Genomic DNA, 25851 nt, shown 5'->3' with positions numbered 1-25851 from the left:
CCGACCTGACTTGCCGCACCTTCTATGAGACGGCGGGGGCGTTGAGAAGGTTCGCGCATGGTCGATGCAGGCGCACCGGCATGGCGAAGCCCGGGGCGCCTTCGAAGACCACGCCGAACGAGAAAGCGATCGGCAGCCAGTTGCAGCCGCGGCGCGAAATTCTCGCGCATGCGGCGGTTCCCGGCCGCTCACAAGGTCGCGAAATCCCGGAGCACCCTGCCCCGCACCGGCGGGCACCATGCTAGGGTTGCTGGCTGCGACAATCCAACGCAAATTGCAGAACTTGCGACTTTCGTCTAAGCGCGCCCATTTCCGCCATCGCCTCAGCTATTTGGCTCTGGGCATCATGCACATCCCCTGAGGAGATCCAGCTCTGTGAACAACATCCGCGCCACGCTCGCGATCGTCTGGCGAATCGCCATCCCTTATTTCCGGTCAGAGGATAAATGGGCCGGCCGCGGCCTGCTCGCCGCGGTGATCGTGATCGAACTGATGCTGGTCGCCATCGATGTGCTCGTGAACCAGTGGTACAGCCGCTTCTACAACTATCTCCAGGAGCGCGACTGGAACGGCTTCGTCTGGGAACTGGGCGTCTTTACACTGCTCGCGAGCGCCAGCGTCGCGCTTTCCGTCTACCAGCTCTATCTCAATCAGTGGCTCCAGATTCGCTGGCGGCAATGGCTGACGCGTCACTATCTGGCCGAATGGCTGAATAGCGCGACCCACTATCGGATGCAGCTCAAGGGCGATGCGGCCGACAATCCGGACCAACGCATCACCGACGACGTCCGCAGTTTCGTCGAGCAGACGCTCAATATCGGCATCGGGCTGCTCTCCTCGATCGTCACGCTGCTCTCGTTCGTGGTCATTCTGTGGGGGCTGTCGAACGCGGCACCGCTGCATATCTCCGGCATCGACTTTCCCATCCCCGGCTATTTGGTGTGGGCGGCGCTCGTCTACGCGATCTTCGGCACCGCGCTCACGCACTGGATCGGTTCGCCGCTGGTCAATCTCAATTTCGAGCAGCAGCGCTACGAGGCCGACTTCCGCTTCAACCTCGTCCGTGTGCGCGAGAACTCCGAACAGATCGCGCTGCTCAAGGGCGAAGGCGCCGAACGCGAACGGCTCCTGCTCCGCTACGGATTTGTCGTCGGCAATTGGTACGCGATCATGAGCCGGACCAAGCGTCTGACCGCCTTCACGGCGAGCTATTCCCAAGCCGCCGTGATCTTCCCCTTCATCCTCACCGCGCCTGCCTACTTTGCCGGTAAGATTCAACTTGGAGGGATGGTGCAGACCGGGTCCGCCTTCGGCAGCGTGCAGAAGGCCTTGTCCTTCTTCGTGACCGCCTACCGTTCCCTGGCCGAATGGCGTGCGGTGGTTGCCCGTCTCGACGGCTTCGAGATGTCGGTCGCCTCGGCGGTCAATCTGCCGGCACATGAGCCTGCCATCGCGCTGGAGGTCGCCGGCCGCCATATCGACCTCGAGCAGCTCTGCGTGAACCTGCCCAACGGCACGCCGCTGGTGGCCGCCAAGGCCTTCACCATTCAGCCTTCCGAGCGCGTGCTGGTGACCGGACCGTCCGGCTCCGGCAAGTCCACGCTGTTCCGGGCCATCGCCGGCATCTGGCCGTTCGGCACCGGCACGGTTGTGGTCCCGGAAAAGGCAAAGCTGATGATGCTGCCGCAGCGGCCCTATTTCTCGGTCGGCGTGTTGCGCGATGCCGTGGTCTATCCGGCAGCGCCGGGCGCGTTCGACGCCGCGCAGGTCCGCGAGGCCCTGATCGCGGTCGGGCTGCCCGATCTCGCCGAGCGGCTGGACGAGGACGGCCACTGGAACAGAATGCTCTCGCTCGGCGAGCAGCAGCGTCTCGGGCTTGCGCGCGCGCTGCTGCATGCGCCGGACTATCTGTTCCTGGACGAAGCCACCGCCTCGCTCGACGAGCCGTCGGAAGCCCGGCTCTACCGGCTGCTGGCGGAGAGACTGCCGCAGGCCACCATCGTCTCGATCGGGCACCGCTCGACGCTCGATGCCTTCCACACTCGCAAGGTGGCGTTGGTGAAGGACGGTGCGATCCACGTCGTCGGCGGCGAGCGGACTGCGGCGGAGCCGAGCGCCGCGCGCTGAGGCGCATTCGTCATTGCGAGGAGCTCTTGCGACGAAGCAATCCAGACTGCCTCGGCAGAAAGACTCTGGATTGCTTCGCGGAGCCTGTCATCGAGCCGCGCTTCGTGCGGACCCGTTGGATCGCAATGACGGAGTGTGGGCGGCGGCGCCGCTCTCCCGGCCCGCATTTGGAGCCGCAAGACGCAGCTTTGTAGTGGCTCGGCCAGCCCGCTCCCAAGGCCGTCCCTGCCTCACCTCCGGCCACAAAAGCAAAAGGGCGGCAGGTTGCCCTGCCGCCCTCGCGAAGTCGTTCGGGAAGAAGCTTACTTCAGATTGCTCATCGCCGTCAGATCGAAGGAGAGCTTGGCCACGCCTGCCGCGCTGCACCAGTTGGAGCCGAAGCCGCCCGGGTTGATGGGGGTAAAGCTTCCGGTGAACTTCGCGGTGTGATCGCTGGTCAAGGCGTTGCAGTCGCCCTTGTTCAGGTCGGTGTCGTGATAGCGCAGATCGAGCGTGAACACCTTGTAAGTGAAGCCGACGCCGACGTTCCAGGTGTTGTAGCTCGGCTCCTTGATGCCGTTCGCATACACCGGATCGCCCGCGATGCCGTAGAAGATGTCGGACGTGCCGAACCACTGCCGGCCGAACTCACCCGACACGTACATGCCGACGCCGCTGGCACCGAAGATCGTGCTCGGGGCGGTCCACTTGGCGGTGATCGAGGCGTAGTTGCCCCAGGCGCCGAGGTTCAGGAAGTTCGGCGAGTAGTACTCGTTGAAGCCGACCGTCCACTGATCGTTGATGACGACATTCAGCTTGGCGTAGGCTTCGAAGAAGCTGGCGTCCTTCTTGGCGAAGTTACCGTTGATGGGAAGGCCGATCGCGCCCTGCGAGTAATCGATGTCGCCGCCACAATTGCCCTGAGCCAAGGTGCCCTGCGAGCCGAAGCATTGTCCGCCCGGATAGAGGTAGCCCCAGAGACCGAAGTCGAAGGCGAACATGCCGAAGGTCGGGCGGATACCGCCGTAGAAGTCGACTTCCGCCGCAGCGCGGTTCGGGAAGGAGATGCTCGAGGCGGACGTACCGACGTAGAGCTGCAGGTCCTTGGTGACGTTGTAGCGGGGCTCGAAATAGGCCGTGACGGCCGGCTTATGGTTCGACTGGGTGATGCCGCGGAAGACGTAATCGCTCATGATGCCGCCGCCGAAAGCGATATCCCACGGATCGAACGCCGGGGGCGGCGGGGCCTTCAGTGCCTTCACGCGCAGATCTGCCGCGAACGCCGAACCCGTCGTCACCAATGCCAGCGCCGTTGCCAACAAAGCCACTTTTTTCATTTCGATCCCCATCTACCCGTTCTTACTTAGCAGTCGCCCCCGGAAACCCCCCGGGGCATGCGGCCTACCTGCAAAATTGCGTCACTGCGGCAATTTGGATCGATGTATAGGAACCGTGAAGCAAAAAGCGCGAGCATCTGCCGACTTTTTAGGCGTTTTGACGAATTCACGAAAGGTTGTCAGGCTGTGTGGCTTCTCGATCACATTATTTGCATTCCAAGGTGCAGCGCAGACCCGTGTAAACCCGGGGGTCGCCAGGCGGCGTGACACCTTCGCTACGAATCAGGGTGGGCCCGGAGCGCCAGCCGCCAGGGCGGCTTTCCGCGATGCAAAAAGGCCGCAGCACCGGGGTGCCGCGGCCTTCTCGTTACAATCCCAAGTAACAGTCCGAAGACGATGAGAGACCGCCTTCCTACCCCTGCCCCTCGGCAGGCGCCGCTTCCGCAGAAGACGAAGGCATCGCCCAGCTTGTCTCGGCGGGCGCTGGAGCCTCCGCCGGTGCCGACGGCTTCGGAGCAGGCGCTGCCTTCGCCTTCTTCGGTGCCGCCTTCTTCGCGGCCTTCTTCGGAGCAGCCTTCTTGGCCGCCGCCTTCTTTGCTGTCTTCTTGGCAGCCTTCTTCGGGGCGGCCTTCTTGGCAGATTTCTTGGCAGATCTCTTGGCAGATTTTTTGGCAGACGTCTTGGCGGTCTTCTTGGCCGTCTTCTTCTTCGTCGCCTTCTTCGCCGCTACGGCCTTCTTGGCCTTTTTGGCCTTCTTGCTTTTCTTCTTCTTCGCTTTCGCCATCGTGGTCCTCCTGTTGCCGCCGAACAATGCTTGATCGGGCGCCTTCAGTCGTCACCCCGGGAGGACAGTTCGGGCTCCTGAAAGCTCAAACCTGCGCGTTCAGTGCCGGCCGCGCCCCGCCCGTCGCCCAATCGAGAAGCTCAATCGTGTGTACGACCGGAACTGACGTGCCACTGGCAATCTGCACCATGCAGCCGATATTGCCCGCGGCAATCATGTCCGGCTTGACGCTCGCGATGTTGGCGACCTTGCGATCACGCAACCGACCCGCAAGCTCGGGCTGGAGAATGTTGTAGGTCCCCGCCGAACCGCAACACAAATGGCTCTCGGGCACATCTTTCACCACGAATCCATTCTTGGAAAGCAATTCTTTCGGAAGGCCTGTGATTTTCTGTCCATGCTGCAACGAACACGCGGAGTGATAGGCGACGACGATGTCGTCCGCTCGCGCCGCCGTCGCAAGCTCGAGGCCGGCGACGTATTCGGTGATGTCCTTGGCAAGCGCCGAGACCCTCGCAGCATCGGCCGCGAACGCTGTGTCCTCGCGCAGGAGATAGCCGTAATCCTTGATCACCGTGCCGCAGCCGGAGGTCGTCACCAGGATGGCATCGAGCCCCTCGCCGGCCATTTCCTTCCGCCACGCCGCGACGTTGGCGCGAGCCCGCGCCAGCGCATCCCCGTCGTTGCCGAGGTGATGGGTCAGCGCGCCACAGCACTGCTCGTCCCTGACAAGGACGACCTCGATGCCGTGGCGGGTCAGAAGATTGATGGCGGCCTGGTTGATGCGGGGCGCCAGCACCTGCTGGGCACAGCCCTGGAGCAGCGCCACACGTCCGCGCTTCCTGCCGAGCGCCGCGAACACGCTGCCGGCGGCGGGCCCGGCAGGCGGCAGCCGGTCCGGCGCCAGCGTCAGCATCGCCTTGATGCGCTGGATCAAGCCCGGCGTCGCCGAAGGCCGGGGTGTCGGCAGCAAGGCGCCGAGCGGACGGGCGAGCCGCGCCAGCCACATGCTGATGCGAAAGCGCTGCGGGTCCGGCAGGACGAAGGCCAGCACCTGCCGCAACAGCCGCTCGGTCAGCGGCCGCTGGTAACGCTGCTCGATCCGGACCCGGGCCTGGTCGACGAGGTGCATGTAGTTCACGCCCGAGGGGCAGGTCGTCATGCAGGCAAGGCACGACAGGCAGCGGTCGATATGCTTGACCACCTCGGCCGTCGGCGCCTGGTCCTTCTCCAGCATCTCCTTGATCAGGTAGATGCGGCCGCGCGGGCTATCGAGCTCGTCGCCGAGCAGCACATAGGTCGGGCAGGTTGCGGTGCAGAAGCCGCAATGGACGCAGGCGCGCAGGATCTTGTCGGCTTCCGCGATATCGGGGTCGGCGAGCTGCGCGAGTGAGAATTCGGTCTTCATCAGCCAGCGCTCCGCGTGAGCCGCCCCCGGTTGAGAATGATCTTCGGATCGAAGCTGGCGCGCACCCGCTCGCTCAGCGCGGCAATCCCCGGCGCCTGCGGATGGAACACGTCGACCTCGCGCCTGACATCATCAGTCGCCCGGATCAGCGTGGCATGCCCGCCGGCCGCGTTCGCGCGCGCACGCACCGCCGGGGCATGCGCGTCCGGCTTTGGCGGGAGCGCCGCCCAGATCAGACCGCCGCCCCAATCATAGATCACATCGCCCCCCGTCTCGCGCGCCAGCTGCGTGCCCAGCGCCGCGCCCGAGGCCGGCGGGCAGACGATCCGCCAGACCGGCCAGGCGCCGAGCGCGCCGCTCGCCGCGAACGGCAGCACGTCGCGGATCGCGCTCCACAGGGCCGCGGATGCCACGTCCTCGATCAGCGTCGCGGTTCCAAACGGCGCCAGCAATTGGCGCAGCGAGCCGGCGCGGTGCGCAGCGGACGCGGTGATGCCCTCGAGCCGCAGCACGGTCAGCGCCTCGGCCTCGCCCTTGTCCTCGCCCTGGCCCGCAATGTCGCTCAGCCCCTCGGTCCCGGCCCGGAACGCGGATTTCGGCAGATGCGCGGCGGCGGAGACGTCGAACGGCGAGCCCAGCGCCGCGGTCATGGCCTTGTTGGCCGTGGCATCGTCGAGCCCGCGCAGCAACAGCGTCCGCTCGGCCTCGGGCTTGGGCATCACCTTGAGCGTGACCTCGGTCATCACCGACAGCGTGCCCCAGGACCCTGCCAGCAGCTTGCAGAGATCGTAGCCGGTGACGTTCTTCACCACCTTGCCGCCGGTCTTGAAGCTGTCGCCGAAGCCCGAGACGGCATGCGCGCCGAGCAGGTGGTCGCGCGCCCCGCCCGCCCGGATCCGCCGCGGCCCGGCGAGCCCGGCCGCGATCATGCCGCCGATGGTGCCTGTTGCCGGCGTGCCGAGCAGCGGGGCGGTGTTGATCGGCTCGAAGGCGAATTGCTGGTTCTTGGCGTCGATCAGCGCCAGCACGTCGGCCAGCGGCGCGCCGGCCTGGAGCGTGATGATGAGCTCGTTCGGCTCGTAGGCGGTGACGGCATTGAGCGCGGAGAGGTCGAGCACGGCGTTGGTCGCCATCGCGTGGCCGATGCCGCGCTTGCCGCCATGGCCGATGATCTCGAGCGGCTGCTCGCTCGCGATCGCCGCGCGCACCACCTCTTCGACGTCTTTGGCGTCTCTGACCTTGAGCGTATCCACGGGAAAAGGCGGTAGCGAAATTCGCGCAGGAAATCAATTCGACCCGCGACGGAACGCTGGGCCGTTCGGCGACATTCGCACTACGATCTTCATCGAACCATTGTCGCCCAGAGCTGCGCTATCGAATGGAGAATTCTCAGGGAGCACCATCATGACCGAACAGGCAATGAATCAACAGACCGGCCACCCGGCCATCGGCGGCGGACTTCTCGTCGTGGCGCAATGGGAAGCAAAGGCCGAAGAGGTCGACCGCGTTGCTGAAATCCTGCGCGGCTTCCTCCCTCAGGCGCAGCGCGAGCCAGGCGTCAAGCTGTTCCTGATCTCGCGCGCCAGGGACAATCCGGCCCAGTTCCTGTTCTACGAGTTGTTCCGCGACGAAGCCGCCTTTCGGGCGCACCAGGAGAGCGCGCATTTCAAGCGCTACATCGCGGAACAGGCGCTGCCGCTGCTGAGCAGGCGCGAACGCGCGCAATACGCCCTGCTGTGAATGATCTGCTTCCTTCTTGCGGGCCAGGGCTATCGCCTATGACTCGCAGCGGCGGGCTGCGTGCAAGCTGGGGCTGGATCAAGCCCCGGCCTTGCACGTGATCCCGCCGTCGACAACGAGCTCGATGCCGGTCACGTATTTCGACTCGTCCGAGGCCAGGAACAACGCGGCGTTGGCGACGTCCCATGCATCGCCCATATGACCCATCGGCACCTGCGCGTCGCGCGCGCGCCACATCGCCTCGACATCGCCCTTGGCGTAACTGGCGGCGAGGCCTGCGGAGTGCTCGACCATCGGCGTCTTCATCAGGCCGGGCAGGATCGCGTTGACCCGGACGTGATGGCGCGCGAACTCGATCGCTGTGGTGCGCGTCATCTGGTTCATCGCCGCTTTCGAGGTGCCGTAGGTGACGTAGGAGATGCCCATGTGGCGGATCGAGGCGATCGAGGAGATGTTGATGATCGAGCCGCTTCCCTGCTTCACCATGATCGGGATCACGTGCTTCATGGCGAGATAGGCGCTCTTGAGGTTGACGCTGAAGACGCGGTCCCAGCTGTCTTCGCTCACCTCGACAACACTGCCCATCTCGGCGATGCCGACATTGTTGTCGAGCACGTCGATGCGGCCATAGGCCTTCAGGCACGCCGCGACCATCGCCTCGATCTCGCTGGCGCGCGACACGTCGGCCGTGAACGCAATCGCCTTGCCGCCCTCGCCGCTGATGATCCTGGCGGTCTCCTCGGCCGCAGCGCCATTGCGATCGACGCAGAACACCTGCGCGCCCTCGCGCGCAAAGGTCACCGCGGTCGCCTTGCCGTTGCCCCAGCCTGGACCGATTGAGCCGGCCCCCACCACCATCGCAACCTTGCCCTTGAGCCGATCCATCATGATCTCCCTTATTTCTCTTGTTGTTTGCAGATGCTCATTTTGGTGACGTTAGCACCAATGGGATGCCCGACAATCGCCGACAATGTCCGGCACGTCCCGTCATGGCAGAGTTGCCATTCCCCGGCCGCGCCGGAATTGCCGAGCACCAATTCCGGCATCGGCGCACGCTGCGGCCGCCATCGAAACCAGCCGTCGACCAGCCGCGCCTCGGCCGGCGGCTCCATGCCGGGGCCGGTGCCCTTGACGCGGGCCTGCACCAGCTCGAGGCCGGCGGGTGTGAGGCGCCAGTCTTCCTGCCATTCGACCTTGGCGATCGAATGCGTCCAACTGAGCGTGAACGCGGACAGCGCCAGCGCCTTCACGCCGCCGGCTGTCGCAAGACAGAGACTCACACCGCCTCGACCGGTGCCGGCGGACGCTGCCGCCATTGCCACAGCGCGAGCGCGGCGGCGAGCACGAAGCCCGCGCTGTCGCTGAACGGGAATTCGCCGAGCAGGCAGAATGCGGCGCCGAGCGCGACCAGGCGCTCGATCAACGTCAGCCGCGTGAACAGGAAGCCGATCGCGGCCATGCCGAACAGGCCGATCGCCACCAGCGCCTTCAAGCTCGCGAGCGCCACGGCGCCATAGAAGCCGAGCTTGGCCGCCATGGGATCGCCGGCCTGCAGCATCAAGGCCGGCGAATAGACGAAGATGAAGGGAATGACGTAGCCGGCGAGCGCAATGCGCATCGCCTCCCAGCCGATCTTGTCCGGATTCTCCTTGGCGATCGGCGCCGCCGCGAGCGCGGCCAGCGCCACCGGCGGCGAGAGGTCGGCCATGATGCCGTAATAGAATGCGAACATATGGCTCGCGATCAGAGGCACGCCGAGCTTGGCCAGCGCGGGCGCCGCGAGCGCGGCGGTGATGATGTAGGTCGGGATGGTCGGGATGCCGGTGCCGAGCAGGATCGACAGCACCATCGTCATGACCAGCGCCAGGAACAGGCTCTTCTCGCCGAGACCGATCACCCAGCCGCCGAAAATGGTGCCGACGCCGGTCTGCGACATCATGCCGATGATGACGCCGACGATGGCGCAGGCCATGCCGACGGTGATGGCGGATTTCGCGCTCTCGGCCAGCGCATCGCGGCAGGCGCGCAACGCAGCGAAGCCGCCGCGCACGAACGCCGTGATCACGATCAGGCCGACCACGACGGTCGCGACCGGCACGATCTGGAGGCCGTCGCGCGACAATGCCGCGACGACGAGCGCGAGCCCGACCCAGAAGATGGTGCGGATCACGTTCGAGGAGGCGCCCGTCGTGATGGCGGTGCCGAGGATCAGCGTCACCGTCAGCGCAAGGCCCATGCTGCCGGCATAGAGCGGCGTAAAACCCTCGAACAGCATGTAGACCAGCGCTGCGAGCGGCAGCACGAGGTACCAGCGCGTCACCAGCGCCTTCCAGGCGCTCGGGATCTCCGAACGCTTCATGCCGACGAGGCCGTGCTTGCCGGCTTCCAGATGCACCATCCAGAACGCGGAGGCGAAATAGAGGATCGCGGGGATCGCGGCGGCCTTGACGATCTCCGAATATTGCACGCCGAGCGTCTCGGCCATGATGAAGGCGACCGCGCCCATCACCGGCGGCATGATCTGGCCTCCCATCGAGGCCGTCGCCTCGACGCCCGCCGCGAAGGCGCGGCGATAGCCGAACCTGATCATCAAGGGAATCGTGAACTGGCCGACGGTGACAACGTTGGCGACGCCCGAACCGGAGATGGTGCCCATCATGCCCGAGGCGAACACCGCGACCTTGGCAGGTCCACCGCGGGTGCGGCCGAACAGGCCGAGCGAGACATCGGTGAACAGCTGGATCATGCCGGCGCGCTCCAGGAACGAGCCGAACAGGATGAACAGGAAGATGTAGGTCGCCGAGACGTAGACCGGCACGCCGTAAAAGCCTTCGGTGCCGAACGACAGATGCGTGACGATCTGGTCGAAATCATAGCCGCGATGGTTGAGCGGCGACGGCAGGTACTGCCCGAAGAACCAATAGAGCAGACAGGCGCCGCACATCAGCGGCAGCGCCGCGCCCATCAGCCGCCGCGTGCCCTCGAAGATCAGCACCGCGAGCAGGGTGCCGACGGCGAGATCGAGCCTGGTCGGATCGCCGTCGCGCGCGATCAGGTCGGCATAGTAGATCCATTGGTAGAGACCGCAGTAGAAGCCGGCGGCGCCGATCACCCAGCCCAGCGCACGGCCGAAATTGCTCTTCGCGGTGAAATTGGCGATCAGGCCGAAGGTCAGCAGGAGCAGGAAGCCGACATGGACGCCGCGCACCACCTGGCTCGGCAGATAGTTGAAGGCGGCGACATAGAGCTGGAAGATCGCGAACGCGATGCCGATCCAGTAGGCGAGTCGGCCCCACCAGCCCGGGCCGAAGCCTTCCGGAAAACCATGCTCGAAATTGTCGAACTCGACCTTGATTGGGGCCTCGGTGGCCTCTGCCTGCGACATCGATATTCCCCGCCTGAAATCGTCATGCCCGGGCTTGACCCGGGCATCCATCAAGAAATAACTCCTGGAGGATGGATGGCCGGGTCAAGCCCGGCCATGACACCTGTATCACTTCATCAGCCCCTTTTCCTTGTAATAGCGGATCGCGCCGGGGTGCAGCGGGACCGGGCTGCCGGTGGCGGCGGTCTCGAGCTTGATCTCCTTGCCGGCCGCGTGCGCATTGACGAGCTCTGGCAGCGATTCATAGACCAGCTTGGTCATCTGGTAGGCGAGATCATCCGAGACGGCGGAGCTCGTGACCAGATAGTTGATCACGGCCGCAGTCGGCACGTCCTTGTCCTGGCCGGTATAGGTGTTGGCCGGAATGGTCGCCGCCACGAAGGGCGGGCCGATCTTGTCGACGGTCTCCTTCGGCACCGACACCACCGTGATCGGGCTCGAGGTCGAGAGGTCCTTCAGCGAGGCGACGCCGAGCCCGGCCGATTGCAGCGTGGCGTTGAGCTGCCGGTTCTTCATGAGATCGACGGATTCGGCAAAGGGCAGATATTCGACCTTGCCGAGCTCCTTGTAGCTCATGCCGGCAGCGGCCAGGATCGCGCGGGAGTTAAGCTCCGTGCCCGATTTCGGCGCACCGACCGACAGGCTCTTGCCCTTGAGATCGGCGAGCGTCTTGATGCCGCTGTCGGCGGTCGCGACGATCTGGATGTAGTTCGGATAGATCGCGCCGATGGTGCGGAGCTTGTCGAGCTTGGTCTTGAAGCCCGCCTCCTCCTCGCCGTCCCAGGCAGCCTTCAGCGAGTCGCCCAGCGTGAACGCCAGCTCGCCGCGGCCCTGCTGCAGCAGGATCAGGTTCTCGACCGACGCCTTGGTGGCCTGCACCTGCGTCTTCACGTTCGGAATCTTTTCGCCGTAGATCTTTCCGATCGCGACCCCGAGCGGATAGTAGACGCCGGAGGTGCCGCCGGTCAGCACGTTGATGAAGGATTGCGCCTGGGCGCAAGGTGCCGACGCCGCCAGAGCCAGAGCCGCGGCCGCGCCGAAAATCGTCCGTTTCATGGTTGTTGTTCTCCCCAAACCGGCGGCGAAATTGGCCGGATGAGGGATGCGGGTCAACCCATCCAAAAGGCAAAACAGGACTGCGGCAAAGGGGCGTCCGGTTGGGCTTTCTTTTGGAACCGGATGGTGCGGCGAGGTGACTGGGGTTGCGTTAGGTTCGAACCGGAGCGGCTTGCTCGGTCACCTCTCCCGCTTGCGGGAGAGGTCGCGCCGAAGGCGCGGGTGAGGGTTTTCTCCTCTAGGGGAGTGTCCCGGTGCGGAGACATCTCTCCCCAACCCTCCCGCGCAGGCGGGGGAGGGAGCGCACCGTCTACGCAGTGGCGATCGAGCGCTCCCTCACTGGAACGTCATGTCCAGGCATTTGGAGATGTCGGAGCCGAGGCCGGAGGAGATGGTGATGCAGCCGCGCACCTTCTGCGCGCCGACATCGGCGGCCCAGATCGAGTAGCCGCCGGGGCCGAAGAAGGAATTGGTGTTCGGCGGCTCGGTCTCGGTGGCGTCGAAATCGTACTTGCCATCGGTCTCGAAAATGCGCGGCTTCTTGGTGCAGCCGCCGTCGGTCTGGACGTTGATGACTTCCTTGTTGTCGCGGGTCAGCGCCAGGGAGACCTGGCAGCGGAAATATTCCGAGGTCCTGGTGTTGAAGAGATAGGTGTAGGACTTGCAGGTCGCCGTGTTCAGCTTGCCCGGGGCAAGGCCGCGGCTGCACGAAATCCGCTGGTTGTGGCTGAGCCGGTAGTCATCGGCTTGGGCGGCCGGCGCCAGCGCCGTGAGCAACAGCGCGGCGGCCGAGCAGGCTTTGACGACAAGGTTCATTCGAATCACCCCCACCAATATTTTTGTCGAGTTGCGTTCTAGACGGAAAGCGGAACATAGTCGCGAAGGGACGGAGGGAAAATCACAAACTGCTGGGCAAGACGTGATGCGCTGCGGCGCTATCGCAAATTGACCGGGACGCAGCGTTCGTGATTTGTTCAATCTTGGAATGTCCCGATCTTGGGAGGATGGGATGACGGCATTTTCAATCAAGACATTTGCAATCGCAGCCGCGCTCGGCGCATTGGCAGTGCCCGCATTGGCGCAAACCGCAGCGACCCCCTGGGAGCTGAAGTCCGACACCGGCTATGCCTACGACAAGGACGGCAAGACCTATTCCTACAAGATGGGCACCAGCAACGCCGGCGAGCTCTTGAAGGGCGCCAAGAAGGTGCCCAAGGGCACGCTGTTCTTCATCGGCCACAACGGCCAGCTCTACATGCGCACCGGCCCGTATCTGGAGGGCGACGGCAAGTTCAAGTTCGGGCCGGACCAGTAGGGCTCAAGGCGGAGGCGCGACGCAGCCGCAACACACCCGGTGTCATCGTCCGCGAAGGCGGACGATCCAGTATTCCAGAGGCCATTGTGATCTCAATGGGAAGCCGCGCGTACTGGATGCCCCGGTCAAGCCGGGGCATGACAGCGGAGGAATGCAGGACAAGTTAAAACGCCGCCGCCAATTCCCTTGCGCCGGCTTTGCCGCTGTTCACGTCCATGCGCTCGTCCGTCACGGCCAGCAGCTTCGCCACCGTGTTGTGGCGGATCGCGACCGGGTTGCGCTCATAGCCGCCGCGCTGGAAGAAGTTCGAGGTCGGCACCCGCTCGCGCATCGCCTGCGGCATCGTCACCATGTCGAGGCCGGTGCCGTCGCCGGTGAGGTTCATCATCTCGAGCTCGGCCGCGGAGAGCGGGCGCGTGTGGCCCTTGGCCCGGGCGAAATGCACCGAAGTCAGCAGCTTGTGGGTCTGCAGCATCGGACCGATATCGATGTCGAGAACCATCGCATGCATGGCCCAGCCCTGCGGCGTAGCGCCCATCTTCTCGTGCTCCGACCAGGTATCGGGCACCGACTTCGCGTGCGCCACCATCTTCTTCAGGACAGCGAGCTTGTGCTCGAGCGCAGGCCGCGCCGGTCCTGATGTGCGCGCCACCTTCTCGGAAAGCGCGCGGATCAGTTCATGGCCCTGCTCAGCGAGCAGTTCGACGCTGTTGGTTGTGAGCAGCTGGTTGTAGCCCATCGCGGTCGAGATCGCGCGCTTGCCGCCATGCTCGATGCCCGCCTGCACGTCGTAACTGCCGGTGCCGCCGGTCTCGAACGAATAGACGCGCACCGCCTGCTCGCGCGTCAGGCCATGGGCCAGAGCGTAGCGCGCATAGGCGCGCTTGAACTCGAGCTCGCTGGACGGGCGTTGCGGCGTGAACTGGTAGAGTTCCTGCGCCGCACGCAGGAAATCGGCGACGACCGGGATCGGCCTCCTTGTGGGGCGGTCAGGCGTTTCCTCCGGCTCCGGATTCACCGGCTTCTTCGGCCCGGTATAGAGCGGCGGATGCTCCAGCACGTAATCATCGAGCGTGACCTGCTGCCCATTGCGCCGCTTGGCGTTGCGGGTCTTCCGCTTCTCGGAGATCTGGCTCCAATAGGCGCCGGCCTCGGCATCGAAGGCGGCGCGCGCGGCCTGATATTCGGCGAGCTTGCGGCGATATTCGAGCACGGCCGGCGAAGCCGCCGCGCCTTGCGCGAAAAACTGCGACAGCAGCTGGGCGTTGGCATTGCGAACGGCGGGCGACAGCGCGTCGGCCTCGGCGCCGCGCGCCGCGGGCGAGATCAGGACGAGCGCGAGCGGAACCAGCGCCAATTTGTTTCGAATCGAATGATGCATGCTGCCTTCTTAGCAGGCATCCGGTAACCGTCGCGTTAACGCGCCGTTTACCATCGTCACGTCCAGGCGAATACCGGCTGTTCCAGGTCGGTGACGCGGGTGTGCCGCCCCGCCAGCACCTCGCGGAACTGGTAGATCAGCGCCGCGGTCGGAGCATGGATCAGGCTCATCTGGTGATGGAAGCGGATCACGCGGCGGCTGCTCTCGGGGATCTCCGTGAAATCGAAGGCATCGTCGCGCTCGATCGTGGCCAGCGCGATGCGATGAACGGAGGCGACCTCGTCCGGGTTCGGGCGGATCGCAGCACTGTCGGCCGCCCAGACCACGACCGGCGTGATCAGATAGCCCGAGCGCGTCGGATAATCGTCGAGCAGGCCGAGCACCGCATCGCCTGACAGCGCGAGTGCGAGCTCCTCATCGAGCTCGCGCAGCGCCGCCTCGACCGGCGTCTCGCCGGCATCGCAGCGTCCGCCGGGCAGCGCCCATTGGCCGCGATGGGCGCGCAGGTGCGAGGCGCGCCTGGTGAGCAGGAAGGCGGTGTCGCCACCGTCGTCGGATTCGGTCAGCGCCAGCACCACCGCGGCGCGCTTCAGCGCCGACGGCTCGGCTGTGTCGGGCAGCCGCGCGAAGGCCGCGCAGGCCTCTGCGATATTCCGTCTGGTGGCATCGTCGAACGCTCTCATGATCCTTGACTACACCAGGACTGCATCTGATGAAACGAGGAGACATCGCATTGCAAGGACGGACGACGACATGACCAGCAAGGCCGCCGCAAGGTTGAAATCAGAGGGCTGGAGCATCCTGGAGACCACGGGCTTCCTGCATCTGATCGGCCCGTTGTGGGAGCGCAAGGTCGACGGCCATTACGAGTTCGCGCTCGCGACCGAGGACAAGCACCACAACCGCCGCGGCATGGTCCAGGGCGGCGTGATGATGACGTTCGCCGATCGCACCTGCGGCATGACGGCCCGTTACGTCTCCGGCAAGGAGTACTTGGCGACGGTGCAGCTCGACACCCATTTCGTCGAGGCCGGCCAGATCGGCGACACCCTGATCTCCCGTCCGCGCGTGGTGCGCTCGACCCGCAGCCTGATCTTCATGAGCACCGAGGTGACCGTGGACGACCGCTGCATCGTGATGGCGAACGGCGTGTTCAAGATCCTGAAGGGGCCGGGATAGCCGGTCAGGCAGCCATCGCCCTCTGCCGTCATTGCGAGCGCAGCGAAGCAATCCAGGAATCTCTCCGCGGATGCATCTCTGGATTGCTTCGCTGCGCTCGCAATGACGGAACCAGGCGGCTATGCTGCGCTCCATAAAGACATCGAGGATCCGCCCATGCAATACCGCCAGCTCGGCCGGAGCGGCCTGAAAGTGTCGCCGATCTGTCTCGGCACCATGATGTTCGGCGGGCCGACCGATGAAGCCACCTCAAAGCGCATCATCGACAAGGCACGCGACGCCGGGATAAATTTCATCGACACGGCGGACGCTTATTCGAAAGGCGCCTCCGAGGAGGTCGTCGGCCGCGCCATCGCCCGCAATCGTGGCGCCTGGGTGCTTGCCACAAAGCTTGCCAACCCCATGGGCAATGATCCCAATCGCGGCGGGCTGTCGCGGCGCTGGGTGTTGCAGGCGGCGGACGAGAGCTTGATGCGGCTCGGCACCGATCACATCGACATCTACTATCTGCACAAGGAAGACCATGCCACGCCGTTGGAGGAAACGGTGCGCGCCATGGGCGACCTGATCCACGCCGGCAAGGTGCGCTATTTCGGCGTCTCGAACTACCGCGCCTGGCGCGTCGCCGAGATCTGCAACATCTGCGACCGCCTCGGCATCGACCGGCCCGCGGCGAGCCAGCCAGCTTGCGCAGGAGATCAAGGTTCACGCCGAGAAGAAAGGCATCACCGCCGGCCAGTTCGCGGTCGGCTGGGTGCTCAACTCCGCGTTCGTTTCGTCGGTGATCGCCGGTCCCCGCACCGAGGAGCAATGGGACGGCTACATCAGCGCGCTCGACTATCGTTTCACCGCGGAGGACGAGGCGCTGATCGACCGCCTGGTGACGCCGGGCCATCCCTCGACGCCAGGCTACAACGACCCGGCCTATCCGATCGAAGGCCGCCGCGCGCGGACGGCTTGAGGGCGGGAGACGATCATGGGGCTTGAAGACCGCTACGGCCTGCCGCTCTCGAACTCATCGCACGAGGCGGCAAGTGCCTATCGCGACGGCGTCGACCTCATGCTCGCGGGATGGACCGGCACGGCGGAGACGCTGGAGCGCGCGATCGCGGCCGATCCTGATTTCGCGCTGGCCCATATCGCCCGCGGCCGCGTTCATGCCTTCTACCAGCAGGGCGATCTGGCACGGCAGAAGGCGGCGCTGGCGCGCGAGCTGGTGATGAAGCGCGGCTCGATGCGCGAGCGCTCGCATGTCGAGACCTTGGCGCTGGCGATCGAGGGCCGGCTGCCGGAGGCGATCGCATCGATGCTGAAGCATATCGACGCATGGCCGCGCGACGCTGTCGTGCTGTCGCTGCCGCTCGGCGCGTTCGGCCTGTTCGCCTTCTCCGGCATGGCCGATCACGATCGCGCCCGGCACGAGCTCTGCGATAGCGTCGCGCCGCATTATGGCGAGGACTGGTGGTTCCTGACCATGTCCGGCTGGGCGATGACGGAGAATGGCGACGTCGCGCGCGGCCGCGCCGTCACCGAGCGCGGCTTCAATCTGCGCCGGGACAATGCCCACGCCGCGCACGCGGTGCTGCATGCGATGTTCGAGGATGGATCGATCGAGGACGCCGATCGTCTCGTGGACGAATGGCTCCCGGCTTATGACCGCTCCGGAATCCTCCACGGCCATATAAGCTGGCATCAGGCGCTCGGCGCGCTCGAGCATGGCGATGCGGCGCGGGCGCTCGCGATCTATGCCGACGTGCTTCGGCCCACTGCCACGCAGGCGCCGCCGCTCAACGTCATCACCGACAGCGCTTCGCTGCTATGGCGCCTGTCGATGTACGGTCATGCGGTGCCGAAGGCGCTCTGGCAGGAAGCCGACGCCGCCGCGCAAAAACTGTTTCCGAAATCGAGTCTGTCCTTTGCCGACGTCCACATGGCGCTATTCGCAGCCGCGACGCAGAATCGCGAAGCGCTCGCCGCCCGCCTTGCGGCGATCGAGCAGCGGCTGGCCGATGGCAAGCTGCCGGCGGGCCCTGTGGTGCCGGCGATCTTCCGCGCGCTCGCGGCTTTCGCCGATGAGGATTACCGGACTTGCGCGCAGATGCTCGCGCCCGTGCTCGGCGAGGTCGTGCGCATCGGCGGCAGCCACGCCCAGCGCGAGCTGATCGAGGACACCTATATCGTCGCGCTCATGCGCAGCGGTGAGCTGCCCCGCGCCCGCGCCGTGCTGGACGCCCGCCTCCACCGCCGCCCCTCCTTCCGCGACACGCGCTGGCAGGCGGCGATGGGCTAGCTCCGCCACGAAAAAAACACCACCCTGGTGGCATGTGCCCCGTTGGGACGGATCGGGCGATTTGGACAAATCGCCGTCGGGGTTGACGCGGTGGTATTCCAGTCGGGACTTGCAGCACAAACGGGATCGCAACCAATTTGCGGTTCGATGGTTATGGTGCGGAACTGTTCCGCCGCCATGCCCCTCTGGCTCATGAGCCCGACGATGCACCTTCGCCGATTGGTCCTCGCCGCGCTGCTCGTGGTTGCGGCAAGTCCTTGTTTTGCCGAGGCTTCCAAGCCCATTCCGGTCAACAATCCGCCCGCGCAGCCGAACGCCTTCATCGACCTCCTGGCGCTGATGTCCGGCCACTGCAAGACGTTCAGGGTCGCTGGTCGCACCTTCCCGTGCAAGACGGTGGCCTATGCCCATGGCGACACGGGCCGGGTCAATTTCGCGGTCGCGGTCGACGATCCCTCCGATGACAGCCACGTGGTGTCGTTCTCCGGCGAGAACGGCAAGCGCGCCGACGACAATTCCTACGAGCTGCGGATCGACCGCGTGCTGCTCAACTCCAAGAACCGCCCCAAGGTCGATGGCCTGCCGGTGCCCGCCGAGCAGACCTCGACCGGCATCTGCCGCCAGACCGGCAACTTCGCCGCCAGGAAGGTGAACGACGTTACCTGCTCGGCGACCGACAGCGAGGGCCGCAAATACGAGCTGCTGTTCGTCTCCGACGGCACCCCGGTGAGCGTGCGCCGCATCCGCCAGTCGGCCCCGTCGATCCAGGATCCGTTCAAGTAACTCGTCCGCTGGCGTCAACGTGTACGATCGCGATGATGCCACGGAGCGACCCATGAAACGTGACCGCCTGTTTCTGCTGCGCCCCGGCTTCGAGGATCCGGCCTTTCCGGGCAGGCGCTTCTATTGCTGGCACTGCGCGCTGATCGAGGGCGTGCTGGCCTCATTTCCACAGCTCGCCGAGAAGCTCGAGGTCGAGCGGATTCCCTGGCCACGGCCGCGGCAAGCCGTGATCGCGCTGCTCGGCGAGGAGAATCAATCGCTGCCGCTGCTCGTGCTCGCGACTGGGGCGACCTCGCCGCATCAGACTGGCAGCTATCATGGCCGAGCCTTCATCGCAGACAAGGACGCGATCCTCGCTGCGCTCGCCGAGCGGCACGGCTTTCCCGATCCGCATCCGTGAAAGTGTTTGCGAAGATCTGCGTGCGCCACTCTCGTGTCCCGGACGCGCTTAGTGCTCCTTGCGCGAGAGCCACGCCTCGTTCATGCGACGAAAGAACGCGCAGCCTTCAGTCGTTCACAAACGTTAACGCGTGTTCATCGGGGAACTGAAATCTGCGTCGTTTCGACGCCCGCGCGGGCAGGAACGCGGGGGATGCTCATGTGTTGTCACGCGACCTTCAACTGGAGTGATGACATGAAATATCTCATTGCTGCGATCGCCCTCGGTACTGTGGCGTTGGCCGGCGGATCAGCGAACGCGACCGGCAGCGGCGCAAGTGCCAAGCAGACCGCGCAGGAAAGCCAGACCACCGACATCAGCGCGCACCGCAGGTACCGGCATCATCATTGGCGGCATCATCACGGCTATTACCGGCCCTATTACAGGAGCTACGGCTATTATCCGCGGCACCACGGCTATTACGGCGGTGGACCGTACGGCTATTACGGCGGAGGCCCCGGCGTGACGTTCAGCTTCGGCGGCGGCCGCTGGTAAAACGGAAAGACGAGAGGCCCGCAGAGATGCGGGTCTCTTTTTTATTATCCCCGCAGGATCGTGCCCGCCGTCTCCAGGCCACTCGCCAGTGCCGCCTCGACCGTGCCCATGTCGCGGCCGCGATAGAGCGCTTCACCGGAAAACAGCACCAAGCCGTCGCCACACGCGAGGATCGCCTGTGCCGCGCGGGTGCGCGGCGTCGCCCACGAATAGGCGCCGCGTGCGAACGGATCATGCGCCCAGTTGGTCGCGGCGGACGCCACCAGCTCGCGCGCGATGTGATCGCGCGGCAGGCCGAAGATTGCGGCGAGCGAGCCGAGCCCGGCATCGATCAACGCTTGCGGGTCGAGGCTTTCCAGCTCCGCCGTGCGCGGTCCGCCGAACCAGCCCGTCAGCACGGGATGCTGGTCCGGGTAGCGCGTCCACCAGACCGGGATCGCCTCATCCGACAGCAGGAAGGTCATATCGGCGAGCTCTTCCTTGCGCTCGCGCCACCATGGCCGGGCGAAGCGCAGCAGGATCTTGATGACATTGCCGAAGCCGATGTCGTCGACAGCAGCCAGCTTCGCACGCGCGCCTGCCGGCAGCGCGATCTCGCGCAGCAGCGGCAGCGGCACGGCGAGGATCACGCGGTCGCAGGCGTGCACGTCGCCGCCGGCGCAGCGAACGATCACCGCGCCGCCCTCCTCGGCAATCGCCGACACGACGCTGCCGAGGCGGATGGTGACGCCGTGCCTGCGGCAGTCGGCCGTCATCACGTCGATCATCGCGCCGTAGCCGCCTTCGATGCGCGCCTGCGGAGCGTGCCCGCCGTCCATCCATTCCGCGCGCAGCGCCAGCGTGGAGGCGCGCTCGGGATCGGCCGCGTCATAGCCCTCGACCATCCGCTCGATCGAACGGCGCAGCGGCGCGTAGTCGTCGCCTGCAAAATGCCGGCGCAGGAAGTCGGCGACCGTGAGGTCGTCCTTCAATTCCCCCAGCACGGCCTGAAGCTCCGCCTCATGAGGATCGTCGCGCTCGCGCGTGAGCTTCGTCCCGTCAAAGCGCCACTGCTCGCCTTCGATCTCGGAAAGCGACAGGCCGGCCTCGCGCAGCAATGCGCGGGTGACCGGCGCTTCGCCATGGACGAACTCAGCGCCGCCGTCGGCGGCATAGCCGAACTCCGAGGCCGGCAGCGGATGAATGCGGCCGCCGCAGCGCTGGCGCGCCTCCAGGATCGTCACCTTGCGGCCGGCACGCGCCAGCTCGCGCGCCGCCATCAGGCCGGCCGCGCCGGCGCCGACGATGACGATGTGCTCGGACGAATCGGACATGGCCGCGCCTTACCGGCTCACGGCTTGCGGATCGTTCCGGATCAGATAGCGCAGCAGCAGGACGCCGCCGCCGAGCTCGCGCGTGCTCTCCAGCGTCATCGCGGCGATCGGCGCGCGCCGGTCGCTCTCCGCCTCGGTCGAATCGAACACGAAGGGAGCGCCTTTCGCGCCGTCGATCGCGGGGCTGAGGATCAGATTGAATTCGTCGATCAGGCCGGCGCGCAGGAAGGCGCCGTTGGCGACGCCGCCGCCCTCCACCAGCAGGCGCTTCACGCCGAGCTCGCGGCTGAGAATGTCCAGCGTCAGTGCGAGGTCGATCTCGGATTTGCCGGCAAAGATGTAGGACACGCCTTCGCCGCGGAGGCCGGCGAGATGCGAATCCGCGACGTTCTCGGTCAGCACGACGACGATCGGATCGCCGCCGATCTCCGCGCGCCCCCAGCCAATCTTGCCCTCAGCATCGAGCACGACGCCGTAGGTCTTCGCATCGCGCCGGGCGAACCAGTTTTCGCGGGGAAATTTCGCGTCTGTCGGGGGATAGGGCCTGCCCTTGGCGAACTCCGAACCCGTGACGCGGCCGATCACCCAGGCATCGCCGCCAAGCTCATCGTGGATCTTCTCGAACCAGTCCGTGCCTGCGCCTTCCGGACGCCAGCGGCTGGGATGCGTGCGCCCGTCGAGGCTGGAGTGCATCAGGCAGATGACATACGGTTTCATGCAATCCTCAGGGCAGCGCTCAGGCCGCGGGTCCGTCGCCTGCGGCACGATCATTCACGATCACCGCCAGCGGATTGAGCCTGGGTGGCGCTATGAGCTGGAGCGTGTTGGTGTCGTGGTGATTGAACGGCGCGCCGCGCACGAACAACTCGGTCTGGATCAGATAGGTCCAGCTGCCGTCGTCGTTGAAGGTGATGTCGCAGCGGTAAGCATCGGTGCGGAAGGCCTGTTCCAGGAAATCGGTCGAGCAGATCCCGTAGGCGGTGTCGCCGCGCTTGGCGGTGACCGAGATCGTCTTGTCGTCCGGGGCGGCCTTGCCCGAGGCCAGCAGCACCTGCCCGCGCGGGATCGCCAGCGTCTGCATGATCAGCCCGGTCGCCGGCTCCCACAGCCAGTAGCCGACCTGATCGTGGAAGGTGATGTCTTCCTCGGGCGTGTTGATGTGGATGTGGTAGCGCAGCCCGTACAGCAGCTGCGGCCCGTTGGCCTGCGGATCGATCGGATCCATGCGGATGCGCTCGATGAAGGTCCGTCGCTCCGGCCCTTCCGCCTTCGGATTGATGTCGATGCCCTTGTCCGCCTGCCAGGTGCCGGCAAGACGCCGAAGCGGGCCGAGATTGGCCAGGCCGTCGGGCGAGACGTCCTCGGGTTCGGTGAAAATATCGGCGGGAATGGGGAGCATGGCGGCCTCGCGGGGGTGCGGAGACCAGCCATAACACGGGCAGGCGGCGGCCTGAATTCAACTGTTAGCGGCACAGCGCCGGAGGCATTCGAGCCATGCGATGATGCGCGTTGCATCCCGCGCCCGCCTCTGGCGCTGCGGCCGGCCGGTTGACGAAGACGTCGAGGCTGGCGCGCCCCCGCGACCGCTTCAAGCCGCTTCCGACACCGATCTCGCACGCTGCTCGAGCACGCCGATCGTCGCGACCAGATTGTCGCGTCGGGCGCGAAGGTTGGCCGCGAGAAGCGGATAGGTCGGCTGAACCGGGTCGAACACCCCGGCGCGCGCCTCCTCCTCGAGAATGTCGGTATTGATCAGCCGAACGCGCCACCATAGATCGGCGATCAACGCGTCGAGCCGGAGTTCGTCAGCAGCACCAGAACGGGACACTTCCTGCATCACTTGCCTCAACCTGAAACGGCCTCTCCGCCGAGACCATGGCTTGGGTCATGACTGAGCAAGTGGAGTGCCAGGACGGGCGGGCGCGCGGGCGCAGGCTCGGAACCGACAATTGAGCAGCTCACGGTGATCCGACGGCCGTTCCCGCCCGTTGTCAGCCTCAGAGGTCGCTTGTCGAGGCGCTATGATCGCTGCTATCCGGGCTATGGACGTGCCAATCCGGGCTGAAGCTGGTTTGACCCGGCGGTTCGAGGCGCAGCGGTCGATTGGTGCGAGCAAAGGGCCGAAGGCAAAGGTGGACTGGGCTGATTTGATCGGACGCGTCGCCTCTCACCGCGACCGGGAGGCCTTCAAGCGGCTATTCGAGCATTTCGCGCCCCGCATCAAGGGGTTGATGCAGAAGGCCGGGTGCAGCCCCGACGAGGCGGAAGAGATCGCGCAAAACACGATGTTCGCCGTGTGGCGGAAAGCAGGCCTGTTCGATCCCGCCACAGCCGGGGCGGCGGCCTGGATCTTCACGATCGCGCGCAATCTGCGGATCGACCTGCTTCGCCGCAGAGCACGGAGCGACCGCCTGGAAGCCGTCTCCGAGCTGCCTGATGCACCAGACCCGGCCGAACCGGCGGACGCAGCCATCTCCCGCGTCCAGGACGCCGCGCGCATCGAAGCCGCCATCAAGCAACTCTCGGCAGAGCAGACCATGGTGGTCAGGCTGTCGTTCATCGAGGAGAAGGCGCATCCTGAAATCGCGGGCCTGCTTGGTATTCCGCTCGGTACGGTGAAATCGCGGATCAGACTGGCGATGAACCGGTTGAGAGACATCTTGGACGAAGACACATGACGATCAGCCACCATCCGCCTGAAGATCTTCTGGCCGATTTCGCGGCCGGCAAGTTGGAAGAGGCCCATCAGCTGGTGGTCGGTGTGCACGTGGCAGGTTGCGCACGGTGCACCCGCTTCGTGCGGGCCATAGAGCAGCTTGCGGGCGCGGCGCTGGAGGAGGTCGAGCCGGTGCCGACCGCGCCGGATGCGTTCGACCGCGTCATGTCGCGAATTGAGAATTCTCCCGCCGCCAGTGCGGCTCCTCCTCCCGCCTCCGCCGCGGACCATGATATTCCGCCGGCCCTGCGAAACTACCGCATCGGCAAGCGCCGGCGTGTCGCGCCCGGTCTGAGCATGCGGCCGATCGAGCTTTCCGGTTCGGGCAAGGCGCGCGCCTTCCTGCTTCGGTCCGCGCCGGGCTCGCGCATGCTCGAGCATACGCATACCGGCACCGAGCTCACGCTCGTGCTCGAAGGCAGCTTCAGCCACGAGGGCGGTCGGTTTGGTCCCGGTGATTTCGATTACGGCGACGACGAGGTCGAGCACCGTCCGATTGTCGGCGACGAAGGCCCATGCCTCTGCCTGGTCGCGATGACCGGCAACCTGCGCATGAACGGCCTGCTCGGCCGTCTGATCGGGCCATTCGTGCGGCTGTGATTCTCGTTCCGTCCTCTCGGTCGGAGTGATCCGGGCCTGCACCCGAAGCGTTTAGCAAGAAACGCAAGGGAGACAGGGCATGGCCTGTTCAAGCCTGGCAAGTCAGGTGCGGAGCGAGAGGTTACCCGAACTGCTGGCGCGCGTTTCCTCAGGTGAGATGCGGGCCTTCGCGGAACTTCATGCGTTGACACGCGCCAGGTTGCGCAGGATCGTGCTGGCCGTTGGCGCCGCGCCCGATGACGTCGACGACATCCTCCAGGAAAGCTTCCTGAAGATCTGGCGCAACGCTACACGGTATGATTCCAGGCGGGCCCCGGCTCTGGCGTGGATGTCCGCAATCGTCCGGAATACCGCAATCGACCATTTGCGGATCCGAAGGCAGCCAACTTACGAACTGGACGAGGCGCTCCTGATTGCATCGGCGTCCTGTGCCTCGGCCGCCGATGATTTCGATTACGCCCGCGCCGAACCGATTGCACGCGCGGTCCTGGCGCGGCTTCCGGAAGATCGCCGCAGGCTCGTGGCTCTGGCTTACCTCGAAGGCGAGAGCCGCGCGAGCTTGTCGCGACGCTTCGGTGTGCCGGTTGGCACCGTCAAGACCTGGCTGCACCGGACCATCGTGGCGGTACGCAAGGATTGCCTCGCGGCAGCGGCCGCGGCCTGAAGCGGAGAATGCAGGCATGGCCGCGGAGATCATCGAGTTTCCCGAGCGTGGGCGCAAGGACCGGCTTGTCTCTTCGGTCGCGCGACTCGAAGCCATCATCAGCGAGGTCGAGCGGTTTGCGCCCGACGATCCTGGATCCGGCCTCGATGGACTCCTTGCCGCCATGGAACGCATGGGCCATCAGTTGGTCGACCTCGCATGCCTGTTGCTCGACGACGAGACAAGAGCGCAGGCTCAGATTGCATTCATATCCTTGACCGACAAGATCGCGGAAACCAGGGACACGTTCGACCGGCTCGGGGGGCGAAGCTCGACCTGACCCGCCTGTGCACGATTGCCCGAAATCAACTCGGCTTTGCGCGCGGCAGGCGGCCCGTGTTCAGTGGGCCAGCTCTGGGCCATGAGAAATCCGATCCAGGAGCTGACGCCAGCCAGCAACGATCCCCAGCAGACGTCGGCTAGGGTCAGTCCGATCGACCAATTCCGCAAGGTCGCCTGATTGGTGAGATCATAGGTCGCATAAGTGAAGCAGCCGAGCAGCACGCCGGAGGTGAAAGCGCGCAGCGCGCTGCCGTCGTTCTGTGCCGGCAGCACGGCGAACCAGATCAAGCCGAGGGGATACAGCAGATAGAAGACCGCGGCGGCGGGCAGGTTGGGCTCAGCTCGCAACATATCGCCCATCACCGGCCGATAAAGCCGCTCGACCATGATCCCGAGCCAGATCATGTCGATTGCAACGAAGGTCACGGCCACGGCAAGATAGGTGAAGAGAAGATTCATGTCCGCATTCCCCGTGCAATGCATCTGGCCGATTGTCGAGTGGCCAGAGATAACGCCCGTACATTCAAGCCGGATCACAC

At 65.4% G+C, this 25851-nt stretch carries 28 protein-coding genes and 1 pseudogene; 13 read left to right on the top strand and 16 right to left on the bottom strand.

The genetic code is table 11. The features are described 5' to 3' along the window. Nucleotides 1-375 precede the first annotated feature (375 nt). On the top strand, nucleotides 376-2127 hold the full coding sequence (locus P0R31_RS33040; RefSeq protein ID WP_275518795.1) for an ABC transporter ATP-binding protein/permease: 1752 nt from the start codon (nucleotides 376-378) through the stop codon (nucleotides 2125-2127). A gap of 302 nt (nucleotides 2128-2429) precedes the next feature. On the opposite strand, the gene P0R31_RS33035 is transcribed toward P0R31_RS33040, so the two are convergent. From P0R31_RS33035 to P0R31_RS33020, 4 genes are all read right to left on the bottom strand, one after another. Further along, a complete protein-coding gene (locus P0R31_RS33035) occupies nucleotides 2430-3443 on the bottom strand; it encodes a TorF family putative porin (RefSeq protein ID WP_275518794.1) in 1014 nt (337 codons plus the stop codon). A gap of 412 nt (nucleotides 3444-3855) precedes the next feature. Continuing rightward, on the bottom strand, nucleotides 3856-4227 hold the full coding sequence (locus tag P0R31_RS33030; protein WP_275518793.1) for a histone: 372 nt from the start codon (nucleotides 4225-4227) through the stop codon (nucleotides 3856-3858). Nucleotides 4228-4312: 85 nt separating this feature from the next. Further along, nucleotides 4313-5635 carry a glycolate oxidase subunit GlcF gene (glcF, locus tag P0R31_RS33025; protein WP_275518792.1) on the bottom strand — a complete coding sequence of 441 codons (1323 nt, stop codon included), beginning with the start codon at nucleotides 5633-5635 and terminating at the stop codon, nucleotides 4313-4315. After that, on the bottom strand, nucleotides 5635-6888 hold the full coding sequence (locus P0R31_RS33020) for an FAD-binding protein (RefSeq protein WP_275518791.1): 1254 nt from the start codon (nucleotides 6886-6888) through the stop codon (nucleotides 5635-5637). Before P0R31_RS33020 ends, glcF begins: the two co-directional genes overlap by 1 nt. A 151-nt stretch (nucleotides 6889-7039) precedes the next feature. Here P0R31_RS33020 and P0R31_RS33015 point away from each other — a divergent pair, with 151 nt between their 5' ends. Further along, nucleotides 7040-7375 (top strand): putative quinol monooxygenase, encoded by a 336-nt coding sequence (locus tag P0R31_RS33015; protein ID WP_275518790.1) that lies wholly within the window; start codon nucleotides 7040-7042, stop codon nucleotides 7373-7375. 78 nt (nucleotides 7376-7453) lie between these two features. Here P0R31_RS33015 and P0R31_RS33010 read toward each other — a convergent pair whose 3' ends face one another. From P0R31_RS33010 to P0R31_RS32990, 5 genes are all read right to left on the bottom strand, one after another. After that, nucleotides 7454-8260 (bottom strand): SDR family NAD(P)-dependent oxidoreductase, encoded by an 807-nt coding sequence (locus P0R31_RS33010; protein WP_275518839.1) that lies wholly within the window; start codon nucleotides 8258-8260, stop codon nucleotides 7454-7456. Nucleotides 8261-8271: 11 nt separating this feature from the next. After that, nucleotides 8272-8691 carry a DUF1850 domain-containing protein gene (locus tag P0R31_RS33005; RefSeq protein WP_275518789.1) on the bottom strand — a complete coding sequence of 140 codons (420 nt, stop codon included), beginning with the start codon at nucleotides 8689-8691 and terminating at the stop codon, nucleotides 8272-8274. Beyond that, complete coding sequence (locus tag P0R31_RS33000) at nucleotides 8652-10760, bottom strand: TRAP transporter permease (RefSeq protein WP_275518788.1); 2109 nt, start codon at nucleotides 10758-10760, stop codon at nucleotides 8652-8654. Before P0R31_RS33000 ends, P0R31_RS33005 begins: the two co-directional genes overlap by 40 nt. Nucleotides 10761-10868: 108 nt before the next feature. Beyond that, nucleotides 10869-11816 (bottom strand): TAXI family TRAP transporter solute-binding subunit, encoded by a 948-nt coding sequence (locus tag P0R31_RS32995; RefSeq protein WP_275518786.1) that lies wholly within the window; start codon nucleotides 11814-11816, stop codon nucleotides 10869-10871. A gap of 336 nt (nucleotides 11817-12152) precedes the next feature. Then, entirely contained in the window at nucleotides 12153-12632 is a 480-nt protein-coding gene (locus P0R31_RS32990) for a hypothetical protein (RefSeq protein ID WP_275518785.1), read from the bottom strand. A gap of 193 nt (nucleotides 12633-12825) precedes the next feature. Between P0R31_RS32990 and P0R31_RS32985 the strand changes: the two genes are divergently transcribed. Further along, entirely contained in the window at nucleotides 12826-13131 is a 306-nt protein-coding gene (locus P0R31_RS32985) for a hypothetical protein (RefSeq protein WP_275518783.1), read from the top strand. Between the two features lie 163 nt (nucleotides 13132-13294). On the opposite strand, the gene P0R31_RS32980 is transcribed toward P0R31_RS32985, so the two are convergent. Further along, on the bottom strand, nucleotides 13295-14512 hold the full coding sequence (locus P0R31_RS32980; RefSeq protein WP_275518781.1) for a hypothetical protein: 1218 nt from the start codon (nucleotides 14510-14512) through the stop codon (nucleotides 13295-13297). A gap of 56 nt (nucleotides 14513-14568) precedes the next feature. Then, nucleotides 14569-15195, bottom strand: a complete 627-nt coding sequence (locus P0R31_RS32975) for an NUDIX hydrolase (protein ID WP_275518780.1) — start codon at nucleotides 15193-15195, stop codon at nucleotides 14569-14571. A gap of 70 nt (nucleotides 15196-15265) precedes the next feature. Between P0R31_RS32975 and P0R31_RS32970 the strand changes: the two genes are divergently transcribed. The 6 genes and pseudogenes from P0R31_RS32970 to P0R31_RS32945 all read left to right on the top strand — a co-directional run bounded on the left by P0R31_RS32970 (nucleotide 15266) and on the right by P0R31_RS32945 (nucleotide 19698). Then, complete coding sequence (locus tag P0R31_RS32970) at nucleotides 15266-15691, top strand: PaaI family thioesterase (RefSeq protein WP_036014328.1); 426 nt, start codon at nucleotides 15266-15268, stop codon at nucleotides 15689-15691. Between the two features lie 156 nt (nucleotides 15692-15847). After that, nucleotides 15848-16652 (top strand): annotated as a pseudogene (locus tag P0R31_RS32965) (aldo/keto reductase). A gap of 15 nt (nucleotides 16653-16667) precedes the next feature. Continuing rightward, entirely contained in the window at nucleotides 16668-17981 is a 1314-nt protein-coding gene (locus P0R31_RS32960) for a tetratricopeptide repeat protein (protein ID WP_275518778.1), read from the top strand. 204 nt (nucleotides 17982-18185) lie between these two features. Continuing rightward, complete coding sequence (locus tag P0R31_RS32955) at nucleotides 18186-18764, top strand: hypothetical protein (protein WP_275518776.1); 579 nt, start codon at nucleotides 18186-18188, stop codon at nucleotides 18762-18764. A gap of 52 nt (nucleotides 18765-18816) precedes the next feature. Next, nucleotides 18817-19164: a DUF3088 domain-containing protein gene (locus P0R31_RS32950; RefSeq protein WP_275518774.1), complete on the top strand. Its 348-nt coding sequence runs from the start codon at nucleotides 18817-18819 to the stop codon at nucleotides 19162-19164. A 234-nt stretch (nucleotides 19165-19398) separates the two neighbouring features. Further along, nucleotides 19399-19698 (top strand): hypothetical protein, encoded by a 300-nt coding sequence (locus P0R31_RS32945; RefSeq protein WP_275518772.1) that lies wholly within the window; start codon nucleotides 19399-19401, stop codon nucleotides 19696-19698. 44 nt (nucleotides 19699-19742) lie between these two features. Here the strand turns inward: P0R31_RS32945 and P0R31_RS32940 are convergent, their stop codons facing one another. The 4 genes from P0R31_RS32940 to P0R31_RS32925 form a co-directional block, all read right to left on the bottom strand. Further along, the gene (locus P0R31_RS32940; RefSeq protein WP_275518769.1) at nucleotides 19743-21011 is read right to left on the bottom strand and encodes a flavin monoamine oxidase family protein; all 1269 of its coding nucleotides are present in this window, start codon (nucleotides 21009-21011) and stop codon (nucleotides 19743-19745) included. Nucleotides 21012-21020: 9 nt separating this feature from the next. Continuing rightward, nucleotides 21021-21728 (bottom strand): RibD family protein, encoded by a 708-nt coding sequence (locus P0R31_RS32935; protein WP_275518767.1) that lies wholly within the window; start codon nucleotides 21726-21728, stop codon nucleotides 21021-21023. A 19-nt stretch (nucleotides 21729-21747) separates the two neighbouring features. Continuing rightward, on the bottom strand, nucleotides 21748-22410 hold the full coding sequence (locus P0R31_RS32930; protein WP_275518765.1) for an FABP family protein: 663 nt from the start codon (nucleotides 22408-22410) through the stop codon (nucleotides 21748-21750). A gap of 189 nt (nucleotides 22411-22599) precedes the next feature. Continuing rightward, nucleotides 22600-22848, bottom strand: coding sequence for a hypothetical protein (locus P0R31_RS32925; RefSeq protein ID WP_025032359.1), 249 nt, complete (start codon nucleotides 22846-22848; stop codon nucleotides 22600-22602). A 295-nt stretch (nucleotides 22849-23143) separates the two neighbouring features. Here P0R31_RS32925 and P0R31_RS32920 point away from each other — a divergent pair, with 295 nt between their 5' ends. The 4 genes from P0R31_RS32920 (at nucleotide 23144) to P0R31_RS32905 (ending at nucleotide 25310) form a co-directional block, all read left to right on the top strand. Beyond that, on the top strand, nucleotides 23144-23689 hold the full coding sequence (locus tag P0R31_RS32920; RefSeq protein WP_275518838.1) for a sigma-70 family RNA polymerase sigma factor: 546 nt from the start codon (nucleotides 23144-23146) through the stop codon (nucleotides 23687-23689). Continuing rightward, the gene (locus P0R31_RS32915; RefSeq protein WP_128264882.1) at nucleotides 23686-24327 is read left to right on the top strand and encodes a ChrR family anti-sigma-E factor; all 642 of its coding nucleotides are present in this window, start codon (nucleotides 23686-23688) and stop codon (nucleotides 24325-24327) included. The genes P0R31_RS32920 and P0R31_RS32915 overlap by 4 nt, the downstream gene beginning before the upstream one ends. 79 nt (nucleotides 24328-24406) lie before the next feature. Further along, nucleotides 24407-24991: an RNA polymerase sigma factor gene (locus P0R31_RS32910; protein ID WP_275518763.1), complete on the top strand. Its 585-nt coding sequence runs from the start codon at nucleotides 24407-24409 to the stop codon at nucleotides 24989-24991. A gap of 16 nt (nucleotides 24992-25007) precedes the next feature. Continuing rightward, entirely contained in the window at nucleotides 25008-25310 is a 303-nt protein-coding gene (locus P0R31_RS32905; protein ID WP_275518762.1) for a hypothetical protein, read from the top strand. On the opposite strand, the gene P0R31_RS32900 is transcribed toward P0R31_RS32905, so the two are convergent. After that, the gene (locus P0R31_RS32900) at nucleotides 25226-25771 is read right to left on the bottom strand and encodes a DUF2177 family protein (RefSeq protein ID WP_343299352.1); all 546 of its coding nucleotides are present in this window, start codon (nucleotides 25769-25771) and stop codon (nucleotides 25226-25228) included. The genes P0R31_RS32905 and P0R31_RS32900 overlap by 85 nt on opposite strands. Nucleotides 25772-25851: the final 80 nt, after the last annotated feature.

The sequence above is a fragment of the Bradyrhizobium yuanmingense genome, from assembly GCF_029167105.1.
GTDB lineage: Bacteria > Pseudomonadota > Alphaproteobacteria > Rhizobiales > Xanthobacteraceae > Bradyrhizobium > Bradyrhizobium yuanmingense_A.
The sequence above is the reverse complement of the archived record's forward strand: the minus strand, read 5'-3'. Positions and strand labels throughout refer to the sequence as shown.

What these genes read in the sequence shown, in the direction of transcription:
- P0R31_RS33005 (WP_275518789.1), bottom strand. Translation starts at nt 8,691, where the DNA reads ATGGCGGCAGCGTCCGCCGGCACCGGTCGAGGCGGTGTGAGTCTCTGT.
- P0R31_RS32930 (WP_275518765.1), bottom strand. Translation starts at nt 22,410, where the DNA reads ATGCTCCCCATTCCCGCCGATATTTTCACCGAACCCGAGGACGTCTCG.
- glcF (WP_275518792.1), bottom strand. Translation starts at nt 5,635, where the DNA reads ATGAAGACCGAATTCTCACTCGCGCAGCTCGCCGACCCCGATATCGCG.
- P0R31_RS32935 (WP_275518767.1), bottom strand. Translation starts at nt 21,728, where the DNA reads ATGAAACCGTATGTCATCTGCCTGATGCACTCCAGCCTCGACGGGCGC.
- P0R31_RS33000 (WP_275518788.1), bottom strand. Translation starts at nt 10,760, where the DNA reads ATGTCGCAGGCAGAGGCCACCGAGGCCCCAATCAAGGTCGAGTTCGAC.
- P0R31_RS32945 (WP_275518772.1), top strand. Translation starts at nt 19,399, where the DNA reads ATGAAATATCTCATTGCTGCGATCGCCCTCGGTACTGTGGCGTTGGCC.
- P0R31_RS32910 (WP_275518763.1), top strand. Translation starts at nt 24,407, where the DNA reads ATGGCCTGTTCAAGCCTGGCAAGTCAGGTGCGGAGCGAGAGGTTACCC.
- P0R31_RS32900 (WP_343299352.1), bottom strand. Translation starts at nt 25,771, where the DNA reads ATGAATCTTCTCTTCACCTATCTTGCCGTGGCCGTGACCTTCGTTGCA.
- P0R31_RS32995 (WP_275518786.1), bottom strand. Translation starts at nt 11,816, where the DNA reads ATGAAACGGACGATTTTCGGCGCGGCCGCGGCTCTGGCTCTGGCGGCG.
- P0R31_RS32990 (WP_275518785.1), bottom strand. Translation starts at nt 12,632, where the DNA reads ATGAACCTTGTCGTCAAAGCCTGCTCGGCCGCCGCGCTGTTGCTCACG.
- P0R31_RS32915 (WP_128264882.1), top strand. Translation starts at nt 23,686, where the DNA reads ATGACGATCAGCCACCATCCGCCTGAAGATCTTCTGGCCGATTTCGCG.
- P0R31_RS33015 (WP_275518790.1), top strand. Translation starts at nt 7,040, where the DNA reads ATGACCGAACAGGCAATGAATCAACAGACCGGCCACCCGGCCATCGGC.
- P0R31_RS32960 (WP_275518778.1), top strand. Translation starts at nt 16,668, where the DNA reads ATGGGGCTTGAAGACCGCTACGGCCTGCCGCTCTCGAACTCATCGCAC.
- P0R31_RS32970 (WP_036014328.1), top strand. Translation starts at nt 15,266, where the DNA reads ATGACCAGCAAGGCCGCCGCAAGGTTGAAATCAGAGGGCTGGAGCATC.
- P0R31_RS33035 (WP_275518794.1), bottom strand. Translation starts at nt 3,443, where the DNA reads ATGAAAAAAGTGGCTTTGTTGGCAACGGCGCTGGCATTGGTGACGACG.
- P0R31_RS33010 (WP_275518839.1), bottom strand. Translation starts at nt 8,260, where the DNA reads ATGGATCGGCTCAAGGGCAAGGTTGCGATGGTGGTGGGGGCCGGCTCA.
- P0R31_RS32950 (WP_275518774.1), top strand. Translation starts at nt 18,817, where the DNA reads ATGAAACGTGACCGCCTGTTTCTGCTGCGCCCCGGCTTCGAGGATCCG.
- P0R31_RS32955 (WP_275518776.1), top strand. Translation starts at nt 18,186, where the DNA reads ATGCACCTTCGCCGATTGGTCCTCGCCGCGCTGCTCGTGGTTGCGGCA.
- P0R31_RS32975 (WP_275518780.1), bottom strand. Translation starts at nt 15,195, where the DNA reads ATGAGAGCGTTCGACGATGCCACCAGACGGAATATCGCAGAGGCCTGC.
- P0R31_RS32940 (WP_275518769.1), bottom strand. Translation starts at nt 21,011, where the DNA reads ATGTCCGATTCGTCCGAGCACATCGTCATCGTCGGCGCCGGCGCGGCC.
- P0R31_RS33030 (WP_275518793.1), bottom strand. Translation starts at nt 4,227, where the DNA reads ATGGCGAAAGCGAAGAAGAAGAAAAGCAAGAAGGCCAAAAAGGCCAAG.
- P0R31_RS32905 (WP_275518762.1), top strand. Translation starts at nt 25,008, where the DNA reads ATGGCCGCGGAGATCATCGAGTTTCCCGAGCGTGGGCGCAAGGACCGG.
- P0R31_RS32980 (WP_275518781.1), bottom strand. Translation starts at nt 14,512, where the DNA reads ATGCATCATTCGATTCGAAACAAATTGGCGCTGGTTCCGCTCGCGCTC.
- P0R31_RS32985 (WP_275518783.1), top strand. Translation starts at nt 12,826, where the DNA reads ATGACGGCATTTTCAATCAAGACATTTGCAATCGCAGCCGCGCTCGGC.
- P0R31_RS32925 (WP_025032359.1), bottom strand. Translation starts at nt 22,848, where the DNA reads ATGCAGGAAGTGTCCCGTTCTGGTGCTGCTGACGAACTCCGGCTCGAC.